The organism is Bradyrhizobium sp. AZCC 2230, assembly GCF_036924495.1.
Taxonomy (GTDB): domain Bacteria; phylum Pseudomonadota; class Alphaproteobacteria; order Rhizobiales; family Xanthobacteraceae; genus Bradyrhizobium; species Bradyrhizobium rifense.
The window spans coordinates 1,741,433-1,762,660 of sequence record NZ_JAZHRS010000001.1; the positions used below are offsets into that span (position 1 = coordinate 1,741,433).

Consider the following 21,228-nt stretch of genomic DNA (forward strand, 5'->3'; position numbering starts at 1 on the left):
TGTGCCGTCAACCCGCTACGGCACCGGCATCGCGCGCCGGCCGCGATGGAAACGGTTGGAGCTTGCCATCCAGTTCGGCAGCGGCTCGCCATCGCGATGCCGGCCGCCAGCAACGGCTGCAGCCCAGGCTACGGCGGCACCGATCAGGGCCGCCGCCGCAATCGAGAAGGCCACGATCACCGAATTGCGCCGGGCGCGGTTGATCGCCGTATGCGCGTCGGCAATCGACGCATCGACCCGCCGCTCGGAATCGGCAGCCGTAAGCCCCGTGAAGGCAGTGACCTGCTGCACGAGATAGTTGCGATCGTCGAGCACGACGCCGCCATGGCTCGATGACGTCATCAGGATGCGTCCCGCTTCCGCACGGGCTTCCCGCATGTCGGCGGGAGGCCGCCGCGGCGCACGAAACAGCTTATCCAGTTCGTAGCTGAGCAACGGCTCGGCGGAGGTCGCGTTGCCGCTCGAGCTGCGCATCGGCGAGCGCTCGATCGCCGCCGCACCGATGATCGCCAGCAGCGCCGCACCAATCAGCACAGCCAACGCCCAGGACGTCAGCCCGTGAAGCCCGTCACGTCGCTCGCCGTCATCCTCGATCGTTGCCAGCGCAGGCGCCGGACGTGCCGTCCGGCCGGCAATGTAGCCGCCGAAGCCAAAACTGACAATCGCCTGGATGATCAGATAGAGCCCCGACAGCAGCGCCAGCGCGGACGATGCATCGCGCCAGGTCGGCGAGGCCGAGCTGACACCAAGCCCGATGGCGACGCCAAAGCTGACCAGAATGAACGACATCGCGCCCGACGCAAAAGCGCCAGCGATGACGGAGCTCCACTGGATGCTCTGCCGTTCCTCGGCGGCTATGAAGCCGCCTTCCATTACGTCTTCCCGCACGAGTGTTTCCATCGCCATGACAGCTCTCTCAGCGCAGGCCGAAGAACGACAAGATCGCCATGACCACGACGATCAGGCCGATAAGATAGATCAGTCCGTCCATAGTCCCATCCTCCTCAAATGCTCCGGGGCGCTAATGAGGGGGGCTGGCGAACGTTCCTAATTTTTGCACGGGTTGCGGAACGAACCGGTGGGATATGGATTGTCTCCGCAAGTCCCAAAGGATGAGATTGTGAGCACAAAAGGCCTCAGCCGGTCAGCCCGGGCTGGGGCCTTTTCGTTTTTGCCCGTGCGACATCGAGTTCCCCACACGTAACAATGTTGCGGGTCGACACTGTTCCTGTCGCCATGCTACCCGAGGCGGATCAGGAACCTGAGTGCCGCAGTGACCACGATCCGCCGCCCCCACAGCTTTTACTCCTTGCGCAACTGGCGCGGGCTGATGGCTGTGCTCGTTGCGGTGATGTACCTGCTCTCGGGCGTGGTCCACGGCGCGCACGACATCGACGTCACCAGCCCCGCAGGCGGTTCGGAGATCGCCTCGATCCTCGACGACGGCGCGGCCGGTCACAGCGATCACAAGGCCATCGGTGGTCATCACTGCCACGGCTGCTTCTCCGTCGCCGTTGCACAGCCGCTGCAGTCCGAAACTGCGACCGACATCGTTGCCGCACCGGTCGTGCAGCGCGCACCTGCGCTGACCGGCATTGCGCCCGATACCGACTCCCGGCCCCCCCAAACATCTGACCTGAACTGATCAGCCGGGCGCCGTGTGCGCCCACGATGCTTTTGTTCACAGGTCACTTTCATGTCTTGCAGACAGACTGCCGCGCGCCTGTCGTGCGCGATGGCGATTTTCGTCAGCCCCTGGCTGACGCAGCACGCCTACGCCCAGACCCTGACGATGCGCGCCGCACTCTCGCGCGCGCTGGCCGCAAGCCCGCGCCTGACGGCGGCGGAGCGCGATGTCGGCATCGCCACGGGCCAGCGTATCCAGGCCGGCGCGCTGCTCAATCCGGAACTGTCCTATGAGCAGGACAATTCGCTGGGGTCGGGCATCTATCGCGGCACCAAGTCGGCCGAGACCACGCTGCAGATCAGCCAGACCTTCGAGCTGTTCGGCAAGCGCGAGGCCCGAATTGCCGCGGGCGCCGCCGGCATCGAGGTCGCAGCGATCCAGCGCAAGGCGATCAGGCTGGAGGTGCTGTCGGAGACGGCGATCGCCTTCCTCAGCGTGCTCGGCGTGCAGCTGCGCATCCAGATCATGGATGAGCAGATTGCAGCGATCGACAGACTGACGCCGCTGTTGCGCCGCCGCGTCGAGGCCGGCGCCTCCTCGCCGGCCGAGACCGGCCGCGCCGAGGTCGCCTCCGCCCTGGTGAAGGCCGACCGCGAGCGCTTCAAGGCGACGCTGGCAAGCGCCCGGCGCGAGCTTGCGGTGCTGATGGGCGATGGCGCCGCGAAATTCGGCGAGGTCTCGGGACGTCTCGACACCATGGGCAAACCGCCGACCTTCCAATCCGTCGTCGCCGCCATCGATGCCAATCCGCAGCTGGTGCGCTGGACCGCGGTGTATGCACAGCGAAACGCCGAGCTGTTGATGGCGCGGCTCCGGCCTTATCCCGATGTGCGGATCGCCGCCGGCTGGCGCCATTTCAACGAGACCAATGACGACGCGGTCCGCCTCACCGTCTCGGTGCCGATCCCCGTGTTCGACCAGAACCAGGGCAACATCCTCTCGGCGCAGGAAATCCTCGCCAAGACCAAGGCCGAGCGCGAGGCCAACCGCAACACGTTGATCGTGGTCGCCGGCCGCGCTTACGACTCGCTGCAGGGCTCGCTGCGCGAGCTCGCGGTGCTGCGCGAGACCGCCATCCCCAAGGCCACGGAAGCGGCAGACGCGATCTCGCAGGGCTACGGCCAGGGCCGCTTCACCCTGCTCGAAGTGCTCGACGCCCAGGCCAGCGTCGCCCAGGCGCGCCTGCGCGAGCAGGAGGCGCTGCAGAACTTCCACGCAGGCGTTGCGACCATCGAAGGCCTCGTCGGCAATCCGTTTGCGCTAGCCCGGGAGAGCGCACGATGAAGACATCTTCCACCGTTCTCGTCGCCATCCTTGCCGCCGCGCTCGGCGCCTACGGCTATTCCCTGCTGGCGCCGGCCAAGGTTGTGCCGGCGGAGCATGCCACGGAAAAGAAGCCGGAGAAGCCGAACGATCATGTCGAGCAGGACGAGCATGGCGCCGACCGCATCCGCATCTCCGACGTCAAGCTTGCCGCGGCCGGCGTGACGCTGGCCGAGGCCGAGAGTGTCACGCTGAACGATACGCTCGCCTTCAACGGCGTTTTGCGTGCCAACCAGGAAACCGTCGTGCAAGTGACGCCGCGCTTTCCGGGTGTGGTAAAATCGATCCAGAAGCGCATCGGCGACAAGGTCGGCAAGGACGATCTCCTCGCCAGCATAGAGAGCAATCAGAGCCTCACCGTCTATGAGCTGAAGGCGCCGATCGCCGGCACTGTCATCGAACGGCAGATCTCGCTCGGTGAATACGCCTCCGAGCAAAAGCCGGCCTTTGTCGTCGCCGACCTCTCGATGATCTGGGTCGATCTCTCGATCTACCGGCAGGATCTCAAGCGTGTTCGCCTCAGCGACCAAGTGCTGATCGATCCCGACGACGGCCGCGGCGAGATCAAGGGCACGATCTCCTACATCGCGCCGATCGGCTCGAGCGAGACCCAGACCGCGCTCGCGCGCGTAGTGCTGGCGAATCTCGACGGGCGCTTGCGACCTGGCCTATTCGTCACCGCGCGGCTGATCCTCGCCGCCCGCAACGTCGCAGTCGCCGTGCGCCGCAGCGCGATCCAGACATTGGACAACAGGACCATCGTGTTCGTCCGCGAGGACCGCGACAAGATCGAGGCGCGCCCGGTGGAGCTTGGGGATTCCGATCCGCAATTCATCGAGATCAAGGCGGGCCTCACAGCCGGCGAACACTACGTCGCCGAAAACAGTTTTGTCGTGAAGGCCGAGATGGGCAAGGGCGAGGCCGAGCATGATTGAGCGCCTCATCGCCATCTCGCTGCAACAGCGCTGGCTGGTCCTCCTCCTCGCGCTCGGCGCCACGGCCTTCGGAGCCTGGAATTTCCAGCGGCTTCCGATCGACGCCGTGCCAGATATCACCAACGTCCAGGTCCAGATCAACACGCGCGCGCCCGGCTATTCGCCGCTGGAGACCGAGCAGCGCATCACCTTCCCGGTCGAGACTGCGATGGGCGGCCTGCCCAGGCTCGATTACAGCCGCTCGCTGTCGCGCTACGGCCTGAGCCAGGTAACGGTCGTCTTCAAGGACGGCACCGACATCTACTTTGCCCGCCAGCTCGTGGGCGAACGCATCCAGCAGGTGAAGGACCAGCTTCCGGCAGGTGTCGAGGTCGCGATGGGCCCGGTCTCGACCGGGCTCGGCGAAATCTTCATGTACACCGTCGAAGCGAAGGCCGGCGCGAAGACGCAAGGCGGCCACGACTACTCGCTGACGGATTTGCGCACCGTGCAGGACTGGATCATCCGGCCGCAGCTTCGCAATGTGCCGGGGGTGATCGAGGTCAACACCATCGGCGGCTTCGAGCGGCAATTCCACGTGCTGCCGGACCCCGGCAAGCTGATGGCCTACCGCCTCGGCTTCCGCGACGTCATGACGGCGCTCGCGGCCAACAACGCCAATGTCGGCGCCGGCTATATCGAGCGCAACGGCGAGCAATATCTGGTCCGCTCGCCGGGCCAGGTCGGCAATATCAGCGAAATCCGGGACATCGTCATCGGCTCACGCGGCGGCAATCCGGTCAGGATCAGGGATGTCGCAGACGTCACGGAGGGGCGCGACCTGCGCACGGGCGCGGCAACGCGCGACGGCGAGGAGACCGTGCTCGGCACCGCCATGCTGCTGATCGGCGAGAACAGCCGCGCAGTGGCGACCGGCGTCGCAGCCCGTCTCGCCGACATCGCCAAATCGCTGCCCGAGGGCGTCGTCACACGAACCGTCTATGACCGCACCCATCTGGTCGAGGCCACCATCCGCACGGTCGAGAACAACCTGCTCGAAGGCGCGGCGCTGGTGGTGGCCGTACTGTTCCTGATCCTCGGCAACATCCGCGCCGCGCTCGTGGTGGCCTGCGTCATTCCGCTCTCCATGGCCATGACGGTCACCGGCATGGTCGAGACCAGGGTCAGTGCCACTTTGATGAGCCTGGGCGCGATCGACTTCGGCATCATCGTCGATGGCGCCGTGATCATCGTCGAGAATTGCCTGCGCATGCTCGCGGGAGCCCAGCGTGAGAAAGGCGGGCTGCTCACCACGTCGGAACGACTGCGCACAATCCTGCGCGGGTCGAGCGAGGTCATCAAGCCGAGCCTGTTCGGAACGCTGATCATCGCCGTGGTCTATTTGCCCGTGCTGACCCTGACGGGCGTCGAGGGCAAGATGTTCACGCCGATGGCGCTGACCGTGCTGATGGCGCTCGGCGCCGCCGCGCTGTTCTCCATCACCTTCGTGCCGGCGGCGGTCGCGATCTTCGTGACCGGCAAGGTGTCCGAACACGAAAACCTGTTCATGCGGATGGCGAAGCGCGCCTATCTCCCCCTGCTCCGCCTTGCGATCGACAATCGGGGCGCAGTTGCCATCATGGCCGCGATCATCGTCATCGCCAGCGGCGTCGCCGCCTCACGCATGGGTGGCGAGTTCATCCCGAGCCTGGACGAAGGCGATGTCGCGCTGGCCTCGATCCGGATTCCCGGCACCAGTCTCACGCAATCGCTGGACCTGCAGAAGGCGTTGGAAAAGCGCATCACGCAGATTCCGGAGGTGAAGGAGTTCTTCACGCGCATCGGCACCGCGGAGGTCGCCACCGATCCGATGTCGCCAGCGCAGACCGATGGCTACATCATGCTCAAGCCGCGCGCCGAATGGCCGGACCCGGCCAAGCCGAAATCGGAGGTGATCGAGGCCATCGACAGGGCCGCCGACGACATTCCCGGCAGCGCCTATGAAATCTCCCAGCCGGTCCAGCTCCGTGTCAACGAGCTGATCTCCGGCGTGCGCAGCGACGTCGGCATTAAGGTGTTTGGTGACGACCTCGACATCCTGCAGGGCGCCGCGAAACAGGTCGAGGCCGCGATCCGCGGCATCCGCGGCGCCAGCGACGTCAAGATCGAGCAGGTCTCGGGCCTGCCGATCCTCACCGTCCGGCTCGACCGGCAGGCGCTGGCCCGCTACGGGCTCAGCATCAGTGAGGTGCAGGGCATCGTGGAGATCGCGGTCGGCGGCAAGTCTGCCGGCAAGCTGTTCGAGGGCGATCGGCGTTTCGAGATCGTCGTGCGTCTGCCGGAACGCCTTCGCGGCAATCTCGATGCGATCAGGGCCATTCCGATCCCGCTGCCACCGAGTGAGGACGCGAGCGCGCCGATCCGGACGGCGTTGCCCGCCTCTCCCCTCGCCCAGATGCGCTATGTGCCGCTGTCGTCGGTCGCCACCGTCGATGCGACGCCCGGCCCGAACCAGATCGGCCGCGAGAACGGCAAGCGGCGCATCGTCGTCACCGCCAATGTCCGCACGCGCGACCTCGGCTCCTTCATCACGGAGGCCGAAGCCGCCGTCGCCGAGAAAGTGAAACTGCCACCGGGCTATTGGATCGGCTGGGGCGGCCAGTTCGAGCAGCTGGTCTCCGCCAGCAAACGGCTGACGATCGTCGTGCCGGTGGCGCTCGCGCTGGTGTTCCTGCTGCTGTTCATGAGCATGGGATCGGCGGCGGATGCGGCGCTGGTGTTCTCCGGCGTGCCGCTGGCGCTGACTGGCGGGGTCGCGGCGCTCTTGTTGCGCGGCATTCCGCTGTCGATCAGCGCCGGCGTCGGCTTCATCGCGCTGTCGGGCGTGGCCGTACTCAACGGCCTCGTCATCATCGCCTTCATCGAGCGTCTGCGCAGCGAGGGACGCCCTATCACGGAGGCCGTGCGCGAGGGCGCGCTGACGCGGCTCCGCCCGGTGCTGATGACCGCGCTGGTCGCTTCCCTCGGTTTTGTGCCGATGGCGCTCGCCACCGGCGCCGGCGCCGAAGTGCAACGGCCGCTGGCCACCGTCGTGATCGGCGGTATCATCTCCTCAACGGTCCTGACATTGCTGGTGCTGCCGGCACTCTATTTGCTGTTCCGGCGTGACGGCGCGGGCGAAACGCCTACAATGACGCCTGATTTGGCGATTTCCGGGGAGCGCTAGGTTTGGGCAGTCACGACCATCACGGTCATCACCACGATGATCACGGCCACGTGCATGATCATGGTCATGACCACAGCCACGGCCATTCGCACGGTCACGCGCATGTCCATGCGCCCGCCAATTTCGGCAAGGCGTTCGCGATCGGCATTGCGCTCAACACCGCGCTGGTCGTGGCCGAGGCGGTTTACGGCTATCTCGCCAATTCCACTGCGCTGCTCGCCGATGCCGGCCATAATCTTTCCGACGTGCTCGGCCTGGTCGTGGCCTGGGGCGCCTCGATCGCGGCGCGGCGCGCGCCGAGCGGCCGCTTCACCTATGGCTTTCGCGCCTCCACGATTCTGGCTGCGCTCGCCAATGCTGTGTTCCTGCTGATCGCAACCGGCGCGATCGGCTGGGAGGCGATCCTTCGGCTGCGCGATCCGGAGCCGGTCGCAGGCGTCACCGTGATGGTGGTCGCCGGCATCGGCATCCTCATCAACGGCTTTACCGCCATGCTGTTCGCAAGCGGCCGCAAGGACGACATCAACATCGAAGGCGCGTACTTGCACATGGCCGCCGACGCCGCGGTCTCGCTCGGCGTCGTCGTTTCGGCGGCGCTGATCATCTGGACCGGCTGGCTCTGGCTCGATCCCCTCACCAGCCTCGTCATCTGCGCCAGCATCCTCTGGGGCACGACCAGCCTGCTCCGCGGCTCCATCGACATGTCGATGGCGGCAGCGCCCAAGGGCACCGACCTCGTCGCGATCAAGGCCTTCCTGCTCGCACGCCCCGGCGTATCAGCGATCCACGATCTTCACGTCTGGCCGATCTCGACAACCGAGACTGCGCTGACCTGCCACCTCGTGATGCCCGCAGGCACCGCCGACGCGTTCCTGATGGAAACCGCGCAGTTGCTGAGGACATCCTTCCGCATCGGCCACACCACGCTTCAGGTCGAGACCCATCCGGACAACGGCTGCGCGCTGGCGCCGGATGATGTGGTGTGAGGGGCTGCGCCTACGACGCCTTCGCCGTCACGATCCAGATCGCGCCCGGCAGCGCCACCGACTGCCCTTTGACAAGCGGCGCGAGCATTTCGCGGATCGAGGCCTTGGCCGCAGTGTATGTCTCCGGCGGATGGCCCTGCAGCGCGCGGCTGGCGGGGCCGATCTGGAGCGAGCCGTCGACGGCGGCATCGAGCCCGCCGCCGATGGCGATGTCCATGGGCAGATTATGCGGCTCCATCGCCACGTCCACAAAACCTGCACCCTTCAGGATACGCGTCACGCGCTCCTCCGAGGCGAAGGCGAACGGCCCCGGCTCCTCCGGTCCGACCGCCGGCATTTTTGGAACGTGTTTATAGACCGCCATCAGCGGCGCCATCATCCACGGATTTTCCTTCGGCTCGCGCCAGCAGGCAAACGCCAGCCGCCCGGACGGCTTCAGCGCGCGGCGGAGGTTGGTGAAGGACGCAACGGGATCGGAAAAGAACATCACGCCGAAGCGCGAGGCGAGCAGATCGAAGCTCGCCGGCTCGAACGGATGCACCGTCGCATCCGCCAGCACGAAATCGAGCGGCAGTCCCTTTGGTGCAAACGCACGCGCCTGCGACAGCATGGGTTCGGAGACGTCGAGGCCGAGCGCAAAGCCGTTTGGCGCCACAGCTTTCGCGAATGCAAAGGTCGTCGCCCCCGAGCCGCAGCCGACATCGAGAACGCGCTCGCCCGGCCTGGGCCTGGCGCGGTCGATCAGCACGTCGGCAATGGGCCCGAGCAGGCTCTCCTGCGCCGCATGGCGGTCGGCCCAGCGCTGGCCGCTGGGACCATTCCAATAGGCGATCTGGTCGGCGTTGAGTTCGTGACCCGTGGCGCTGCCCATTATTCCTCTCCGGCATTGTCAAGACGAACCGTCATTGTGGCTGCATCCTGTCTCGTTCATCGCGTCGACTTCAGGGCAAGATCGGCGTTGACGGAACATCACCAGAGCCGGCGCCGCGCGTGCGCCGCATTGGTTTCATCGAACGGCCACATCAGAATCAGATGCTAACCAGATTTGGTCGATATCTTTCCCCATTCCTCAAACTGGAAAGGCATGACCATGCGCAGCTTCACAGCATCCGTCATCGTTGCAGCTCTCTCCCTCGGAACGCCGGCTTTCGTACAGGCACAGGGAGCACCTTCGCAACCCGGCGCAGAGTCCTCGTCCGATCAGTCCAAAACAGTGATACGGAGCATACAGGTTGTCGATGTCAAGGAATTGCAGCCGGCGGTGCGAGCAAAAGTCGATGAAATCGTGGCGCAGACAAGTGATCAAGACATCCAGTCGCTTCGGAAGTCTATCGACGCCACGCCGCAGGCAGCGTCCTTACTCAAGGCCAAGGGCTTGAACTCGTCACAAGTCGTCGCGATCAACATCGCCGACGGTGTCCTGACGATGTTCACCAAGTCAGCCTGACACCAGGCGGGAGTTCCACGTCGAAGCGCTGCGCAGCGGCGGCGAGCACGTTCGTCGGGTCTGGCAACATCACATTGGAGAAATCCCTGCCCGGCCACAAATAGGGGCCAAGTCGTGGGTAGGGGACAAGTCGTGGGGCGCACGCGCCCTGCTCCTGCCAGGGCATAGAAGCCCACTCGGCGAAAAAGCCGAGACCGAAAGCCCGACCTCAATGCCGCCGTGATGCGCAGGCCGCTACGCCACTCCGGCGGCGAGGCCGAGGTGGCCGTCGTCTACTACGCCGTGTCGCGACAATGGATCGCTGATCAAAGTCTGCAACCGAGCCTCAAGGCTCCGTTGGACAATGCGCTGGTGGGCGGTCACGGATTCGAACCGCGGACCCTCTCGGTGTAAACGAGATGCTCTAACCAGCTGAGCTAACCGCCCCAAGGCGCTTCTTTATCCCTACCCGCCCCGTACGGGCAAGTACGTAACGCCGATCCCCGGGCCCTCAATCCCCGGGCCTGCCCGGCAGCAACGGCACCGCGTCGATCCACACCGCGGCTGACTGGCACCAGATCTGCCTGACCGGGCGCAATTTGTCGCGCTGGCGGATACTGCCCCAGCGGATGCCCCAATCGTCGGCCTGGTCGCCCTCGCCGCTGGTGAACAGCGGGGAACCGCAGTCGGCGCAGAAGTGCTGAAAGCGCATCCGGCCGTTGTCGCCGCGCTTGCCGTAGACCTTTGGCGTGCCGCCGGTGAGCTTGACGTCGGCCGCGGTGCAGATCGCGGTCACCCGGAACGGCGATCCCGTCAGGGTCTGGCAGTCGCGACAGTGGCAGACCGAGACCGTCTCAGGATCGATCTCGGCTTCGAAGGTGATCTGCCCGCAATGGCATTGACCGTCGACCTGCATTGCATCCCCTTCCCCAAGACAAAAACGGCGCCCGAAGGCGCCGTTTTATCATCTTTTCGAATTGCGATCTCAGTGAGCGGTCAGGCCGCCGGCGGCTTCGTCGCCGTCCGGCTTCACCGTCACCTTGGTGTCCTCTTCCCAGACGATCGGCACCGGCTTCCTGACCAGCGCCTTGGCGACGACGTCGTCGAGGCGCGAGACCGGGATGATCTCCATGCCGCCCTTGATCGCATCGGAAATCTCCGTGAGATCCTTGGCGTTGTCCTCGGGGATCAGCACCGTCTTGATGCCGCCGCGGGCAGCAGCCAGCAGCTTCTCCTTGAGGCCGCCGATCGGCAGCACGCGGCCGCGCAGCGTGATCTCGCCGGTCATCGCGACATCGTGGCGGACCGGAATGCCGGTCATGACCGAGATGATCGCGGTGGCCATCGCCACGCCTGCCGACGGACCGTCCTTCGGCGTCGCGCCTTCCGGCACGTGCACGTGGATGTCGCGCCGGTCGAACAGCGGCGGCTCGATGCCGTAGACGATCGCGCGCGATCGGACGTAGGACGCCGCCGCCGAGATCGACTCCTTCATCACGTCGCGCAGATTCCCCGTGACCGTCATCTTGCCCTTGCCGGGCATCATGACGCCTTCGATCGTCAGCAGCTCGCCGCCGACATCGGTCCAGGCCAGGCCCGTGACGATACCGACCTGCGGCTCGCTCTCGATCTCGCCGAAGCGGTACTTCGGCACACCGAGCAACTCTTCCAGAGTCTTCTCGGTGACCTTGACCGACTTCTTCTTGGAGATCATCAGCTCCTTCACCGCCTTGCGGGCGAGTGTGGAGAGCTCACGCTCCAGATTACGCACGCCCGCTTCGCGGGTGTAGCGGCGGATCAGAAGCAGCAGAGCCTCGTCGTCGATCGAGAACTCCTTGGAGTCCAGGCCGTGCTTGGACACCGCGGTCGGGATCAGATGCTTGCGCGCGATCTCGACCTTCTCGTTCTCGGTGTAGCCCGCGATCCGGATGATCTCCATGCGGTCCATCAGCGGTCCGGGAATATTGAGCGTATTCGCGGTCGTGATGAACATGACGTTCGACAGATCGTAATCGACCTCCAGATAGTGGTCGGCAAACGTCCCGTTCTGCTCGGGGTCGAGAACCTCGAGCAAGGCCGAGGACGGATCGCCGCGGAAATCGGCGCCCATCTTGTCGATCTCGTCCAGCAGGAACAGCGGATTGGACGACTTCGCCTTCCGCATCGACTGGATGATCTTGCCGGGCATCGAACCGATATAGGTGCGGCGGTGACCGCGGATCTCGGCCTCGTCACGCACGCCGCCGAGCGAGACGCGCACGAACTCGCGGCCCGTCGCCTTCGCGATCGACTTGCCGAGCGAGGTCTTGCCGACGCCGGGAGGCCCGACGAGGCACAGGATCGGTCCGGTCAGCTTGTTGGCGCGCGACTGCACCGCGAGATACTCGACGATGCGGTCCTTGACCTTCTCCAGCCCGTAGTGATCCGCATCCAGAACCGCCTGCGCGGCTTCCAGATCCTTCTTCACCTTGGACTTCTTGTTCCACGGGATCGACAGCAGCCAATCCAGATAGTTGCGCACCACGGTCGCTTCCGCGGACATCGGCGACATCTGGCGCAGCTTCTTCAACTCATGCTGCGCCTTCTCGCGCGCTTCCTTGGAGAGCTTGGTCTTGGAGATCTTCTCTTCGAGATCGGCGAGCTCGTCGCGACCGTCGTCGTCGCCGAGTTCCTTCTGGATCGCCTTCATCTGCTCGTTGAGATAATACTCGCGCTGGGTCTTCTCCATCTGGCGCTTGACGCGCGAGCGGATGCGCTTCTCGACCTGCAGCACCGAAATCTCGCTCTCCATCAGGCCCAGCACCTTCTCCAGGCGCGTGGTGACGGACAGCGTCTCCAGGATTCCTTGCCGATCCGCGATCTTGACCGCGAGATGCGAGGCAACGGTGTCGGCGAGCTTGGCGAAATCGGTGATCGCCTGCACGACGCCGACGACCTCGGCCGAGATCTTCTTGTTGAGCTTCACGTAGCTCTCGAAGTCGGACACGACCGAGCGCGAGAGAGCTTCGGCCTCGACCGACTTCGCATCGGTGTCGGCGAGCGCAATTGCGGTGGCTTCATAATAGTCGGCGCGATCGGTGTATTTCTGCACGCGCGCACGCTCGAGCCCTTCGACCAGCACCTTCACGGTGCCATCGGGAAGCTTCAAGAGCTGCAGCACGCTTGCAAGCGTACCGGTCTCGTAAATGGCATCGGGCGCCGGATCATCGTCGGACGCGTTCTTCTGCGTCGCGAGCATGATCAGCGCGTCGTTCTTCATCACCTCTTCGAGCGCGCGGATCGACTTCTCGCGACCGACGAAGAGCGGAACGATCATGTGCGGGAAGACGACGATATCGCGCAGCGGCAACACGGGATAAGCGTGCGTCTCGCCATGGACGATGGTTGGCCGGGGTTTTGGATTAGTCATGGCCTTTTCCTTTTGCTTTGCCCCCTCGCACGCAGTCCGCCGCTCTCATGCGCAACCGCCACAAGGTGCCGAGGTGATCCACAAAACCAGCCTACCATTCGAAGGTTGGACCGGGCTTGCCGGATCGGAACTGAGGCGAATCTTGAACAGAATTCTCGCTCGCCGCCGACATTAGGTGGCTATCGACCCGGGGGGTGTCAAGTCATTGAAAAACACGCGCCATCAGGCGCTTACGCACTGAGGTAAGCGACGCAAATCCGGCTGCGGAGTACATGTCCGCAGCCGCTACTATGAATGACGTTTGGAGCGTTCCAGCGCCGCAAAATCAGGCGCTGGCGTTCTCGACGGCACGATCGGACCGATCGGCGTAGATGTAGAGCGGACGCGCCGTTCCTTCCACGACTTCGCGGGAAATCACGACTTCTTCCACACCTTCCAGGCCCGGCAGGTCGAACATGGTCTCGAGCAGGATCGCTTCGAGGATCGAACGCAGACCACGCGCGCCGGTCTTGCGCTCGATCGCCTTGCGGGCAACCGCGCCAAGCGCTTCGTCGGCGAAGGTCAGCTCGATGTTCTCCATCTCGAACAGGCGCTGGTACTGTTTCACCAGCGCGTTCTTCGGCTCGGTGAGAATCTTCTTCAGCGAAACCTCGTCCAGATCCTCCAGCGTCGCCACGACCGGCAGACGGCCGACGAACTCGGGGATGAGGCCGTACTTCAGGAGATCCTCAGGCTCGACGTGACGGAAGATCTCGCCGGTGCGGCGGTCTTCCGGCGCCATCACCTGGGCGGCGAAACCGATCGAGGTCGACCGTCCCCGCGCCGAGATGATCTTCTCGAGGCCGGCGAACGCACCGCCGCAGATGAACAGGATGTTGGTGGTATCCACCTGCAGGAATTCCTGCTGGGGATGCTTGCGGCCGCCCTGCGGCGGGACCGAAGCCACCGTGCCTTCCATGATCTTCAGCAGCGCCTGCTGCACGCCCTCACCCGACACGTCGCGCGTGATCGAGGGATTGTCGGACTTGCGGCTGATCTTGTCGATTTCGTCGATGTAGACGATGCCGCGCTGGGCACGCTCGACATTGTAGTCGGCGGCCTGGAGCAGCTTCAGGATGATGTTCTCGACGTCCTCACCGACATAGCCGGCCTCGGTCAGCGTCGTCGCATCCGCCATCGTGAACGGCACGTCCAGAATCCGGGCGAGCGTCTGCGCGAGCAGCGTCTTGCCCGAACCGGTCGGACCGATCAGCAGGATGTTCGACTTCGCAAGCTCGACGTCGTTGTGCTTGGTCTGGTGGTTGAGGCGCTTGTAGTGATTGTGCACCGCGACCGACAGGACCTTCTTCGCATGGCTCTGGCCGATGACGTAATCGTCCAGGACCTTGCAGATTTCCTTCGGCGTCGGAATCCCGTCGCGCGACTTGACCAGCGAGGACTTGTTCTCCTCGCGGATGATGTCCATGCAGAGCTCGACGCACTCGTCGCAAATGAAGACCGTGGGACCCGCGATCAGTTTGCGGACTTCGTGCTGGCTCTTGCCGCAGAACGAGCAATATAGCGTGTTCTTGGAGTCGCTCGTGCCGACCTTACTCATTCATGTCTCCGTCCGCGGTTCGATCCCGTCCGCTCGATCGTCCCATCCCGAAACGTTCGCGGGTAAGGGACTCAAATAGAGCAAATTCCGTACCAAAAAAGACCCTACGCGTTACATACCGTGCGAATCACGGTCACTCGATTCTCCGCGATCATAGCCGATCAGTCGTAGCCAACCATGCTGTCACCCGACTATCAAGAATTCGCTAATCGGGGGGGCGCTGGCTACCCGTGACAATACCGTGATTTCACGTCTTGGCACGGGCGAAGTGACCGAAATCACCCAAGCGTTGCTGGATTACCACGAAAAACAAGCACGAAAGCGGAACTTTCTGCCTGTCGCAGGGCGCAAAACCGCGTCTTTTGCGCCCTCGCGAAGTGCGTCGTTAACGTGAACGTCGCCCTCGCGAACCCCACGGAATCCCCTAGAGGAATTCCGGGGATCGACGTTACGGCCCCAGCGCGTTACTGGGGCTTCGCCGCCGGTTCCTCGGCGCGCTTGTCGATCACCCTGTCGACAAGGCCAAATTCCTTGGCGTCGTTGGCGGTCAGGAACTTGTCGCGCTCCAGCGCGTCCTCGATCGACTTGTAGGTCTGGCCGGTGTGCTTCACGTAGATCTCGTTGAGCCGCTTCTTCAGGTTCAGGATCTCCTGGGCATGCAGCATGATGTCGGTGGCCTGGCCCTGGAAGCCGCCGGAGGGCTGATGCACCATGATGCGCGCGTTCGGCAGCGAGAAGCGCATGTCCTTCTCGCCGGCGGCGAGCAGCAGCGAGCCCATCGAGGCCGCCTGCCCGGTGCACAGCGTCGAGACCGGCGGGCGGATGAACTGCATGGTGTCGTAGATCGCGAGGCCCGACGTCACCACGCCGCCCGGCGAGTTGATGTACATCGAGATTTCCTTCTTCGGATTTTCCGCCTCAAGGAACAACAACTGCGCGACGACCAGCGTCGACATGCCGTCCTCGACCGGCCCGGTCAGGAAGATGATGCGCTCTTTCAGCAAGCGCGAGAAAATGTCGTAGGCGCGCTCGCCACGGTTGGTCTGCTCGACCACCATAGGCACGAGGTTCATGTAGGTTTCAACCGGATCGCGCATGAGTCACCTAGGTTTTCGGAGGACGTCGCCACTTTCGCCTGAAGGCCGATGGACACGTCCCGTGATGCAGGAAGTTGGTAGAAGAAGAACGCTTGCAACCAGAACGCTTGGGTACAGGGTGCACCGACAGATATAGCCCAATTCACGCCAGACAAGTGCGGAACGAATTAAGGCTTAATCCACCGGGCACTTGAAGCTGATTCTCGCAAAAAGGCCCAGCCGGCCATCTGGCTAGCTGGGCCTGTTCGCTGATCATCCTTAACAGAAGACTTGCTTGAGAAGGATCGCTCAAAGCCTTCAGGCTGCAGTCTTTTCCTCGTCGTCCTTGTACAAATCCTCGCGCGAGACCTTCTTCTCGGTCACGTTGGCGAGTTCGAGGATGAAGTCGACGACCTTGTCCTCGTAGATCGGTGCACGAAGCTGGGCCAGCGCCTGGGCGTTGCTGCGGTAATAGTCCCAGACTTCCTTCTCGCGGCCCGGCATCGAGCGGGCGCGCTCGATCACGGCACGGCCGACCTCGTCGTCGGTGACGGTGATCTTGTTCTTCTCGCCGATCTCGGAGAGCACGAGACCGAGACGCACGCGGCGGTCGGCGATCTTGTGGTACTCTTCCTTTGCCTTGTCCTCAGTGGTGTCCTCGTCGGCAAAGGTCTTGCCGGCCGAATCCATCTCGGCCTTGACCGAGTTCCACATCAGATTGAACTCCTCGTCGACGAGCGAGGACGGCGCCTCGAAGCGATGCGCCTCGTCGAGACGGTCGAGCAGCGCGCGCTTGACGCGCTGGCGCGTTGCATTGGCGTATTCGGCAACCAGCCGCTCGCGCGCGGCTTCCTTGAGCTTGTCCAGCGATTCCAGACCGAGCGTCTTGGCGAACTCGTCGTCGATCACGAGATCCTGCGGCGCCTCGATCAGCGTCGCGGTGGTCTCGAACTCGGCCGGCTGGCCGGCGAGCTTCTCGCTCATGTAGTTCTTGGGGAACGCCACCTTCAGCGTGCGCGTCTCGTTCGCACCGATGCCGATGAGCTGCTCCTCGAAGCCCGGGATGAAGGTGTTGGAGCCGATCACGACCTGGATGCCCTCACCAGCGCCGCCCTCGAAGGCTTCGCCGTTGATGGTGCCCTTGAAGCTGATGGTGACGCGGTCGCCGGATTCAGCCTTCGCGCCCTCGGCCTTGGCGGCATAGCCGCGGTTGGTGTCGGCAATGCGCTTGATCGCTTCGTCAATGTCCGAATCGGACACGTCGGCGACGGGCTTCTCGACCTGGAAGGTCTTGAAGTCGGCGAGCGCGATGGCAGGCACCACTTCGATCGCGACCGTGTAGGTCAGGTCGGACTTGCCCGAGAGCAGTTCCTCGACCTCGGCCTGCTCGGTCGGCATGGTGATCTTCGGCTCGGTCGCGAGCTTGAAGCCGCGCTCGGTGAAGAGCTGGGTGTTGGTGTCGCGGATGGTCTGGTCGATCGTCTCGGCCATCACGGAGCGGCCATAGACCTTCTTCAGGTGACCGACCGGCACCTTGCCGGGACGAAAGCCGTTGAGACGGACCTTGTCCTTGAGGTCGACGAGCTTGGCGCCAGCCTTGGCGTCGAGATCAGACGCGGGAACGCTGATCTTGAACTCGTGCTTCAAGCCTTCCGAGAGGGTTTCTGTGACCTGCATGGCGTCCAATCTTCTTCTCGTTCGGTCCCGGCACGCTCGCGCGTCGGGACGCTGTCATTAATCGATCCGGCGCGAGGCAAACGCCTCAACGCCGGTGGTTCATCGAGCCCGGCTCCAGGCGGAAAACATCCGCGCGGAGCGAGGCCCCTCAGTAATCCGTGCAAACGCTGAAAGCGCTTGGTGCGGGCGGAGGGACTCGAACCCCCACAACTTTCGTCACTGGAACCTAAATCCAGCGCGTCTACCAGTTCCGCCACGCCCGCGTAAATTTGCATCAAGACCGGCCGCGATGCCGCGGGCGGCGGGCTTATAGCATGTGCCCGTGTGTTCGCAGCAAAAAAATGGCCTGATGGAGGCACCCTCCAAGTAGGCACGATGGCTGGACTTATCCAGCGCGGCGTGGTCCGGATCGCGCTTATGAAACCGCGGATTTTTGACCTGAGCAGACGCGAGCTTTTGGCCGGAGTTGGCGCCTCCCTGGGGGCCTCGGGCGCCGGGCTGATAACCGGCGGCGCGGGTCCGCTTCCGACCGCCCAGGTCCTCCTTCAGGCAAGGCCAGCTACGCTGGCCCTGAGGCCGGGTCAGCCGGCTACACCGATCTGGGAGCTGGCCGCCGCAAGCCATATTGGGAATGTGCGTTTCAAGCGCGGGGACCGCTGCGAGATGGTCTTTCGGAACGACCTGCCTGTGCCGGTTGCGCCAGTCTGGTACGGCCTCGATGGCATAGCCGTGCCGGACCCGCTGGCGGGACGGGCGCCCACCGCGCCGGGCTCGACCGAAACATCAATTATTTCAATACCAAACGCGGGAACCTTACTTGCCAACTTCCGTCTCTTTGAGGACCGCCTGAATCAGCCGGCCCGCCCGCTCCCGGTCATCGCCGCGGAGGCGAGCCCCGTCACCAGCGACCGCGATGAGATTCTGCTGATCGAGGAATGGCGCGTGCGGCAGGACGGCACCGCGCTGCCGCCGGGCCGCGACCCCAAGGACACGACCCCGCTCTACACCCTGAACGGCCGGCCTTCATTCGAACTCTCAGCCTCCGCCGGCGAGCGGCTGCGGCTGCGCTTCATCAACGGCTCGCAACGCTCTGTTCTGGCTATCAAATTGGAAGGCCACGAGGTCCAGGTGATGGCGCTGGACGGTCAGCCGGCAGAGCCGTTCCCGGCCCGCAACGGCGCCCTGGTGCTGGCCCCCGGCGCCCGCGCCGACGCTTTTGTGGATGCAGCCACCTCGGCCGCATTCGTGCTCCATGACGGCAACGAGGCGCGCCCGATCGGGCGCCTCGCGATCTCCGGCAAACTGGAGCGGCGCGCGCCGCTGCCAGCGCTACAGCCGCTGCCTTCGAACGACCTTCCCGAAAAACTCGACCTGAAAGGTGCCCTGCGGTTCGATGTCGCGCTCGGCGCCGCCGACGCGGGCTGGACCCGGACGGCCAATTTCTCCACCGCCTCGGTCCCTGCCTTCCGCGCCAAGGCCGGCCGGACCGTCGTGCTGGCGGTCAGGAACCCCGCCCCTGCGACCGCCGTCTTCCACCTGCACGGCCACCATTTCCGCCTGCTCGACCGGCTCGACGACGGCTGGAAGCCCTATTGGCTCGACACGCTCGCCCTCGAGCCCGGCAAGACCGAGCGCATCGCCTTTGCCGCGACCTCACCGGGACGATGGCTGATCGAATCCGTCGTGACCGAGTGGGCCGCGCCGCGGCTGGTGCGGTGGTATGCGGTGGAGTGAACTATGCGCGCGTCCAGACGTAGCGCGCATCTGGCTCCTTCTCCTCGTTCCGCATTCCATCAGTCTGCTCGGCCAGCGCGAACCCGCGCGCTTCATAGAAGCGGCGGGCCGCTGCGTTGCGTTGGAAAGTCCAGATCTCGAGCCGCTCGCTGGCACCTTTGGCGACATTCAGCAGTTCCGTGCCGATGCCGCGGCCCTGCGCGGCGGGACGCACGTAGAGCTGTTCGATCCAGCCGTCACGGAAAGCGATGATCCCGCTCAGCCCATCGCCGTCAAAATGTCCCCAGACGCGGCAGGTCGGAAAGACACGCTCGCGGTAGAACCAGCGATCCTCGTCCGGCGTGTGCAGCCCGATGAGCCACGGCATCGCCTGGTCGAACGTAGCCCGATGGACCTGCGCCGCCGCGCCCATGTCCGTGAGCGCGAGCGGCCGGATCATCAGTACTCGACCCCGAGCGCGCTATAGATCCGCCGGTGCACGGCCGGCAGCGTCTCGGTGAGATCTTCGGCAATCAGCCCCGGCCCTGCTTCGCTTGCCGCCTCGCCGTGCATCCAGACGCCGATGCTGGCGGCTTCGAACGCGGGCACGCCCTGCGCCAAGAGACCGGCGATGATGCCGGCGAGCACGTCGCCGGCGCCGGCGGTGGCGAGCCATGGCGGCGCGTTGGCGGCGATGGTGGCACGGCCATCAGGCGCGGCGATCGTGGTGTCAGGGCCCTTCAACAGCACGACGGCACCGGAGCGCTCGGCAGCGGCGCGCACGCGCTCAAGCTTCGAGCGACCCGGAGTCTTGTTGCTGAGGTCGGAGAACAGCCGCGGAAACTCGCCCTCGTGCGGCGTCAGCACCACCTGGGCTTCGAGCGAAGACTTGATCGATTCAAACAGCCGCTCGGGATTGGCGGCAAAGCTCGTCAGCGCATCCGCGTCGAGCACGACATGGCGCTGCGTCGAGATCGCGGTGTGAACCATATCGCAGGTCCGCTCACCGACGCCGGCGCCGGGACCGATCATGCAGGTGTTGTAACGCTTGTCGCCGAGCAGCTCAGCGAATTCGACCACGGTGTCGACGGCGCGAACCATCACGGCGGTCAGCGCGCTTGCATTGATCGCGAGCGCATCGCGCGGGGTCGCAAGCGTCACGAGGCCAGCACCGGCGCGCAAGGCGCCGCGGGCGGCGAGCCGCGCAGCACCGGTCGCGGCCACATCGCCGGAGACCGCCAGCACGTGGCCACGCGCGTATTTATGGCCGTCGATGCGCGGCACCGGAAAGGCTGCGCGCCAGACATCCGGATCGTTTTCGAAAGTCTGCGGCGCGATCTCGTCGAGCACCTGTGCGTCGATGCCGATATCGGCGACGCGCACGTTGCCGCAATGCATGCGACCCGGCAGCAGGAGATGCGCGGGCTTCTTGCGGAAGAAGGTGACGGTCTCGATGGCATTCACCGCGACGCCCAGCACCGCCGCGCTGGTGCCGTTGATGCCGCTCGGCAGGTCGACCGCCAGCACCGGCGCGCCATTGGCGTTGATCGCCTCGATCATCGCCCGCGCCTCGCCGTCGACGGGACGGCTCAAGCCCGCACCGAACAGCGCATCGATGATCAGCGCCGGCTTTCCGATCGCCTGCGGATTGAACGGCAGCACCGGCTGCTTCCAGCCGCGCGCGGCGGAAGCTGCGTCGCCCTGAAGCTGATCGCGCTCGCACATCAGGATGATCGAGACCTCGCGGCCTTGCGCGGCGAGCTCGGCGGCTGCAACAAAACCGTCACCGCCGTTGTTGCCGGGGCCGGCCACGATCAGGATCGGCCCCACCTCCACCAATGCATTGGCGGCGTCCGCGACCGCCTGGCCGGCGCTCAGCATCAGCTTGAAGCCGGGCGTGCCGGCCGTGATGCTGAGTTGATCAGCCCGCTGCATTTCGGCGGTGGTTAGAACTTCCATGCCACTTCCCTGGTCCAAACGCCTTTTCAACAGGCACGTTCCGTGCCGATCCAGCCAACAGAACAACGATCTGCTCAGATATTGAACCGTTTGCCTATTTCGTAGTCTGAGGTATTTTGAGCCGGTCGGCTCCACCTATCAGAGATGCTCGTCAAAAGGCTGATAACGCTCCAATAATCAGGGCATTTGCAACTTGGCATAGACCCTGCTTTCGAGGAAGCCGCTTCGGTTCGTC

General features: G+C 64.5%; 16 protein-coding genes and 2 tRNA genes. 7 read left to right on the plus strand and 11 right to left on the minus strand.

Translation table 11 applies throughout. From position 1 onward, the window contains the following. Positions 1–15: 15 nt before the first annotated feature. Positions 16–906 (minus strand): hypothetical protein, encoded by an 891-nt coding sequence (locus V1280_RS08440; RefSeq protein WP_334521634.1) that lies wholly within the window; start codon positions 904–906, stop codon positions 16–18. Positions 907–1,330: 424 nt separating this feature from the next. Here V1280_RS08440 and V1280_RS08445 point away from each other — a divergent pair, with 424 nt between their 5' ends. From V1280_RS08445 to V1280_RS08465, 5 genes are read left to right on the plus strand one after another with little or no spacing between them, the layout of a single operon-like run. Then, on the plus strand, positions 1,331–1,645 hold the full coding sequence (locus tag V1280_RS08445; protein WP_334521637.1) for a hypothetical protein: 315 nt from the start codon (positions 1,331–1,333) through the stop codon (positions 1,643–1,645). A 51-nt stretch (positions 1,646–1,696) separates the two neighbouring features. Further along, complete coding sequence (ihpA, locus tag V1280_RS08450; protein WP_334521640.1) at positions 1,697–2,971, plus strand: divalent metal ion exporter subunit IhpA; 1,275 nt, start codon at positions 1,697–1,699, stop codon at positions 2,969–2,971. Beyond that, a complete protein-coding gene (gene ihpB, locus V1280_RS08455) occupies positions 2,968–3,945 on the plus strand; it encodes a divalent metal ion exporter adaptor subunit IhpB (RefSeq protein WP_334521643.1) in 978 nt (325 codons plus the stop codon). The genes ihpA and ihpB overlap by 4 nt, the downstream gene beginning before the upstream one ends. Further along, positions 3,938–7,150: an efflux RND transporter permease subunit gene (locus tag V1280_RS08460; protein WP_334521646.1), complete on the plus strand. Its 3,213-nt coding sequence runs from the start codon at positions 3,938–3,940 to the stop codon at positions 7,148–7,150. Before ihpB ends, V1280_RS08460 begins: the two co-directional genes overlap by 8 nt. Positions 7,151–7,152: 2 nt before the next feature. Next, on the plus strand, positions 7,153–8,136 hold the full coding sequence (locus V1280_RS08465; RefSeq protein WP_334521649.1) for a cation diffusion facilitator family transporter: 984 nt from the start codon (positions 7,153–7,155) through the stop codon (positions 8,134–8,136). A 10-nt stretch (positions 8,137–8,146) separates the two neighbouring features. Here V1280_RS08465 and V1280_RS08470 read toward each other — a convergent pair whose 3' ends face one another. Then, the gene (locus V1280_RS08470) at positions 8,147–9,007 is read right to left on the minus strand and encodes a class I SAM-dependent methyltransferase (protein ID WP_334521652.1); all 861 of its coding nucleotides are present in this window, start codon (positions 9,005–9,007) and stop codon (positions 8,147–8,149) included. Positions 9,008–9,220: 213 nt separating this feature from the next. Here V1280_RS08470 and V1280_RS08475 point away from each other — a divergent pair, with 213 nt between their 5' ends. Beyond that, the gene (locus tag V1280_RS08475; RefSeq protein WP_334521655.1) at positions 9,221–9,583 is read left to right on the plus strand and encodes a hypothetical protein; all 363 of its coding nucleotides are present in this window, start codon (positions 9,221–9,223) and stop codon (positions 9,581–9,583) included. 349 nt (positions 9,584–9,932) lie between these two features. Here the strand turns inward: V1280_RS08475 and V1280_RS08480 are convergent. The 7 genes from V1280_RS08480 to V1280_RS08510 form a co-directional block, all read right to left on the minus strand. Continuing rightward, positions 9,933–10,009, minus strand: a tRNA-Val gene (locus V1280_RS08480). A 64-nt stretch (positions 10,010–10,073) separates the two neighbouring features. Continuing rightward, positions 10,074–10,478 carry a GFA family protein gene (locus tag V1280_RS08485; protein WP_334521657.1) on the minus strand — a complete coding sequence of 135 codons (405 nt, stop codon included), beginning with the start codon at positions 10,476–10,478 and terminating at the stop codon, positions 10,074–10,076. Between the two features lie 69 nt (positions 10,479–10,547). Further along, a complete protein-coding gene (gene lon, locus V1280_RS08490) occupies positions 10,548–12,971 on the minus strand; it encodes an endopeptidase La (RefSeq protein ID WP_334521660.1) in 2,424 nt (807 codons plus the stop codon). A 325-nt stretch (positions 12,972–13,296) separates the two neighbouring features. Then, entirely contained in the window at positions 13,297–14,568 is a 1,272-nt protein-coding gene (gene clpX / locus V1280_RS08495; RefSeq protein ID WP_148773755.1) for an ATP-dependent Clp protease ATP-binding subunit ClpX, read from the minus strand. 464 nt (positions 14,569–15,032) lie between these two features. After that, positions 15,033–15,665 (minus strand): ATP-dependent Clp protease proteolytic subunit, encoded by a 633-nt coding sequence (locus V1280_RS08500; protein WP_200515574.1) that lies wholly within the window; start codon positions 15,663–15,665, stop codon positions 15,033–15,035. A 297-nt stretch (positions 15,666–15,962) separates the two neighbouring features. Further along, positions 15,963–17,321, minus strand: a complete 1,359-nt coding sequence (gene tig / locus V1280_RS08505; protein WP_334521671.1) for a trigger factor — start codon at positions 17,319–17,321, stop codon at positions 15,963–15,965. Positions 17,322–17,499: 178 nt separating this feature from the next. Beyond that, positions 17,500–17,584 (minus strand) — tRNA-Leu (locus tag V1280_RS08510). 154 nt (positions 17,585–17,738) lie between these two features. Here V1280_RS08510 and V1280_RS08515 point away from each other — a divergent pair. Next, positions 17,739–19,055 (plus strand): multicopper oxidase family protein, encoded by a 1,317-nt coding sequence (locus V1280_RS08515; RefSeq protein WP_334538241.1) that lies wholly within the window; start codon positions 17,739–17,741, stop codon positions 19,053–19,055. 1 nt (position 19,056) lies between these two features. Here the strand turns inward: V1280_RS08515 and V1280_RS08520 are convergent, their stop codons facing one another. Next, entirely contained in the window at positions 19,057–19,494 is a 438-nt protein-coding gene (locus V1280_RS08520) for a GNAT family N-acetyltransferase (RefSeq protein ID WP_334521674.1), read from the minus strand. Beyond that, positions 19,494–20,993, minus strand: a complete 1,500-nt coding sequence (locus V1280_RS08525) for an NAD(P)H-hydrate dehydratase (RefSeq protein WP_334521677.1) — start codon at positions 20,991–20,993, stop codon at positions 19,494–19,496. The genes V1280_RS08520 and V1280_RS08525 overlap by 1 nt, the downstream gene beginning before the upstream one ends. Positions 20,994–21,228 lie beyond the last annotated feature (235 nt).

What these genes read in the sequence shown, in the direction of transcription:
- V1280_RS08440 (WP_334521634.1), bottom strand. Translation starts at nt 906, where the DNA reads ATGGCGATGGAAACACTCGTGCGGGAAGACGTAATGGAAGGCGGCTTC.
- V1280_RS08445 (WP_334521637.1), top strand. Translation starts at nt 1,331, where the DNA reads ATGGCTGTGCTCGTTGCGGTGATGTACCTGCTCTCGGGCGTGGTCCAC.
- ihpA (WP_334521640.1), top strand. Translation starts at nt 1,697, where the DNA reads ATGTCTTGCAGACAGACTGCCGCGCGCCTGTCGTGCGCGATGGCGATT.
- ihpB (WP_334521643.1), top strand. Translation starts at nt 2,968, where the DNA reads ATGAAGACATCTTCCACCGTTCTCGTCGCCATCCTTGCCGCCGCGCTC.
- V1280_RS08460 (WP_334521646.1), top strand. Translation starts at nt 3,938, where the DNA reads ATGATTGAGCGCCTCATCGCCATCTCGCTGCAACAGCGCTGGCTGGTC.
- V1280_RS08470 (WP_334521652.1), bottom strand. Translation starts at nt 9,007, where the DNA reads ATGGGCAGCGCCACGGGTCACGAACTCAACGCCGACCAGATCGCCTAT.
- V1280_RS08475 (WP_334521655.1), top strand. Translation starts at nt 9,221, where the DNA reads ATGACCATGCGCAGCTTCACAGCATCCGTCATCGTTGCAGCTCTCTCC.
- V1280_RS08485 (WP_334521657.1), bottom strand. Translation starts at nt 10,478, where the DNA reads ATGCAGGTCGACGGTCAATGCCATTGCGGGCAGATCACCTTCGAAGCC.
- lon (WP_334521660.1), bottom strand. Translation starts at nt 12,971, where the DNA reads ATGACTAATCCAAAACCCCGGCCAACCATCGTCCATGGCGAGACGCAC.
- clpX (WP_148773755.1), bottom strand. Translation starts at nt 14,568, where the DNA reads ATGAGTAAGGTCGGCACGAGCGACTCCAAGAACACGCTATATTGCTCG.
- V1280_RS08500 (WP_200515574.1), bottom strand. Translation starts at nt 15,665, where the DNA reads ATGCGCGATCCGGTTGAAACCTACATGAACCTCGTGCCTATGGTGGTC.
- tig (WP_334521671.1), bottom strand. Translation starts at nt 17,321, where the DNA reads ATGCAGGTCACAGAAACCCTCTCGGAAGGCTTGAAGCACGAGTTCAAG.
- V1280_RS08515 (WP_334538241.1), top strand. Translation starts at nt 17,739, where the DNA reads ATGAAACCGCGGATTTTTGACCTGAGCAGACGCGAGCTTTTGGCCGGA.
- V1280_RS08520 (WP_334521674.1), bottom strand. Translation starts at nt 19,494, where the DNA reads ATGATCCGGCCGCTCGCGCTCACGGACATGGGCGCGGCGGCGCAGGTC.
- V1280_RS08525 (WP_334521677.1), bottom strand. Translation starts at nt 20,993, where the DNA reads ATGGAAGTTCTAACCACCGCCGAAATGCAGCGGGCTGATCAACTCAGC.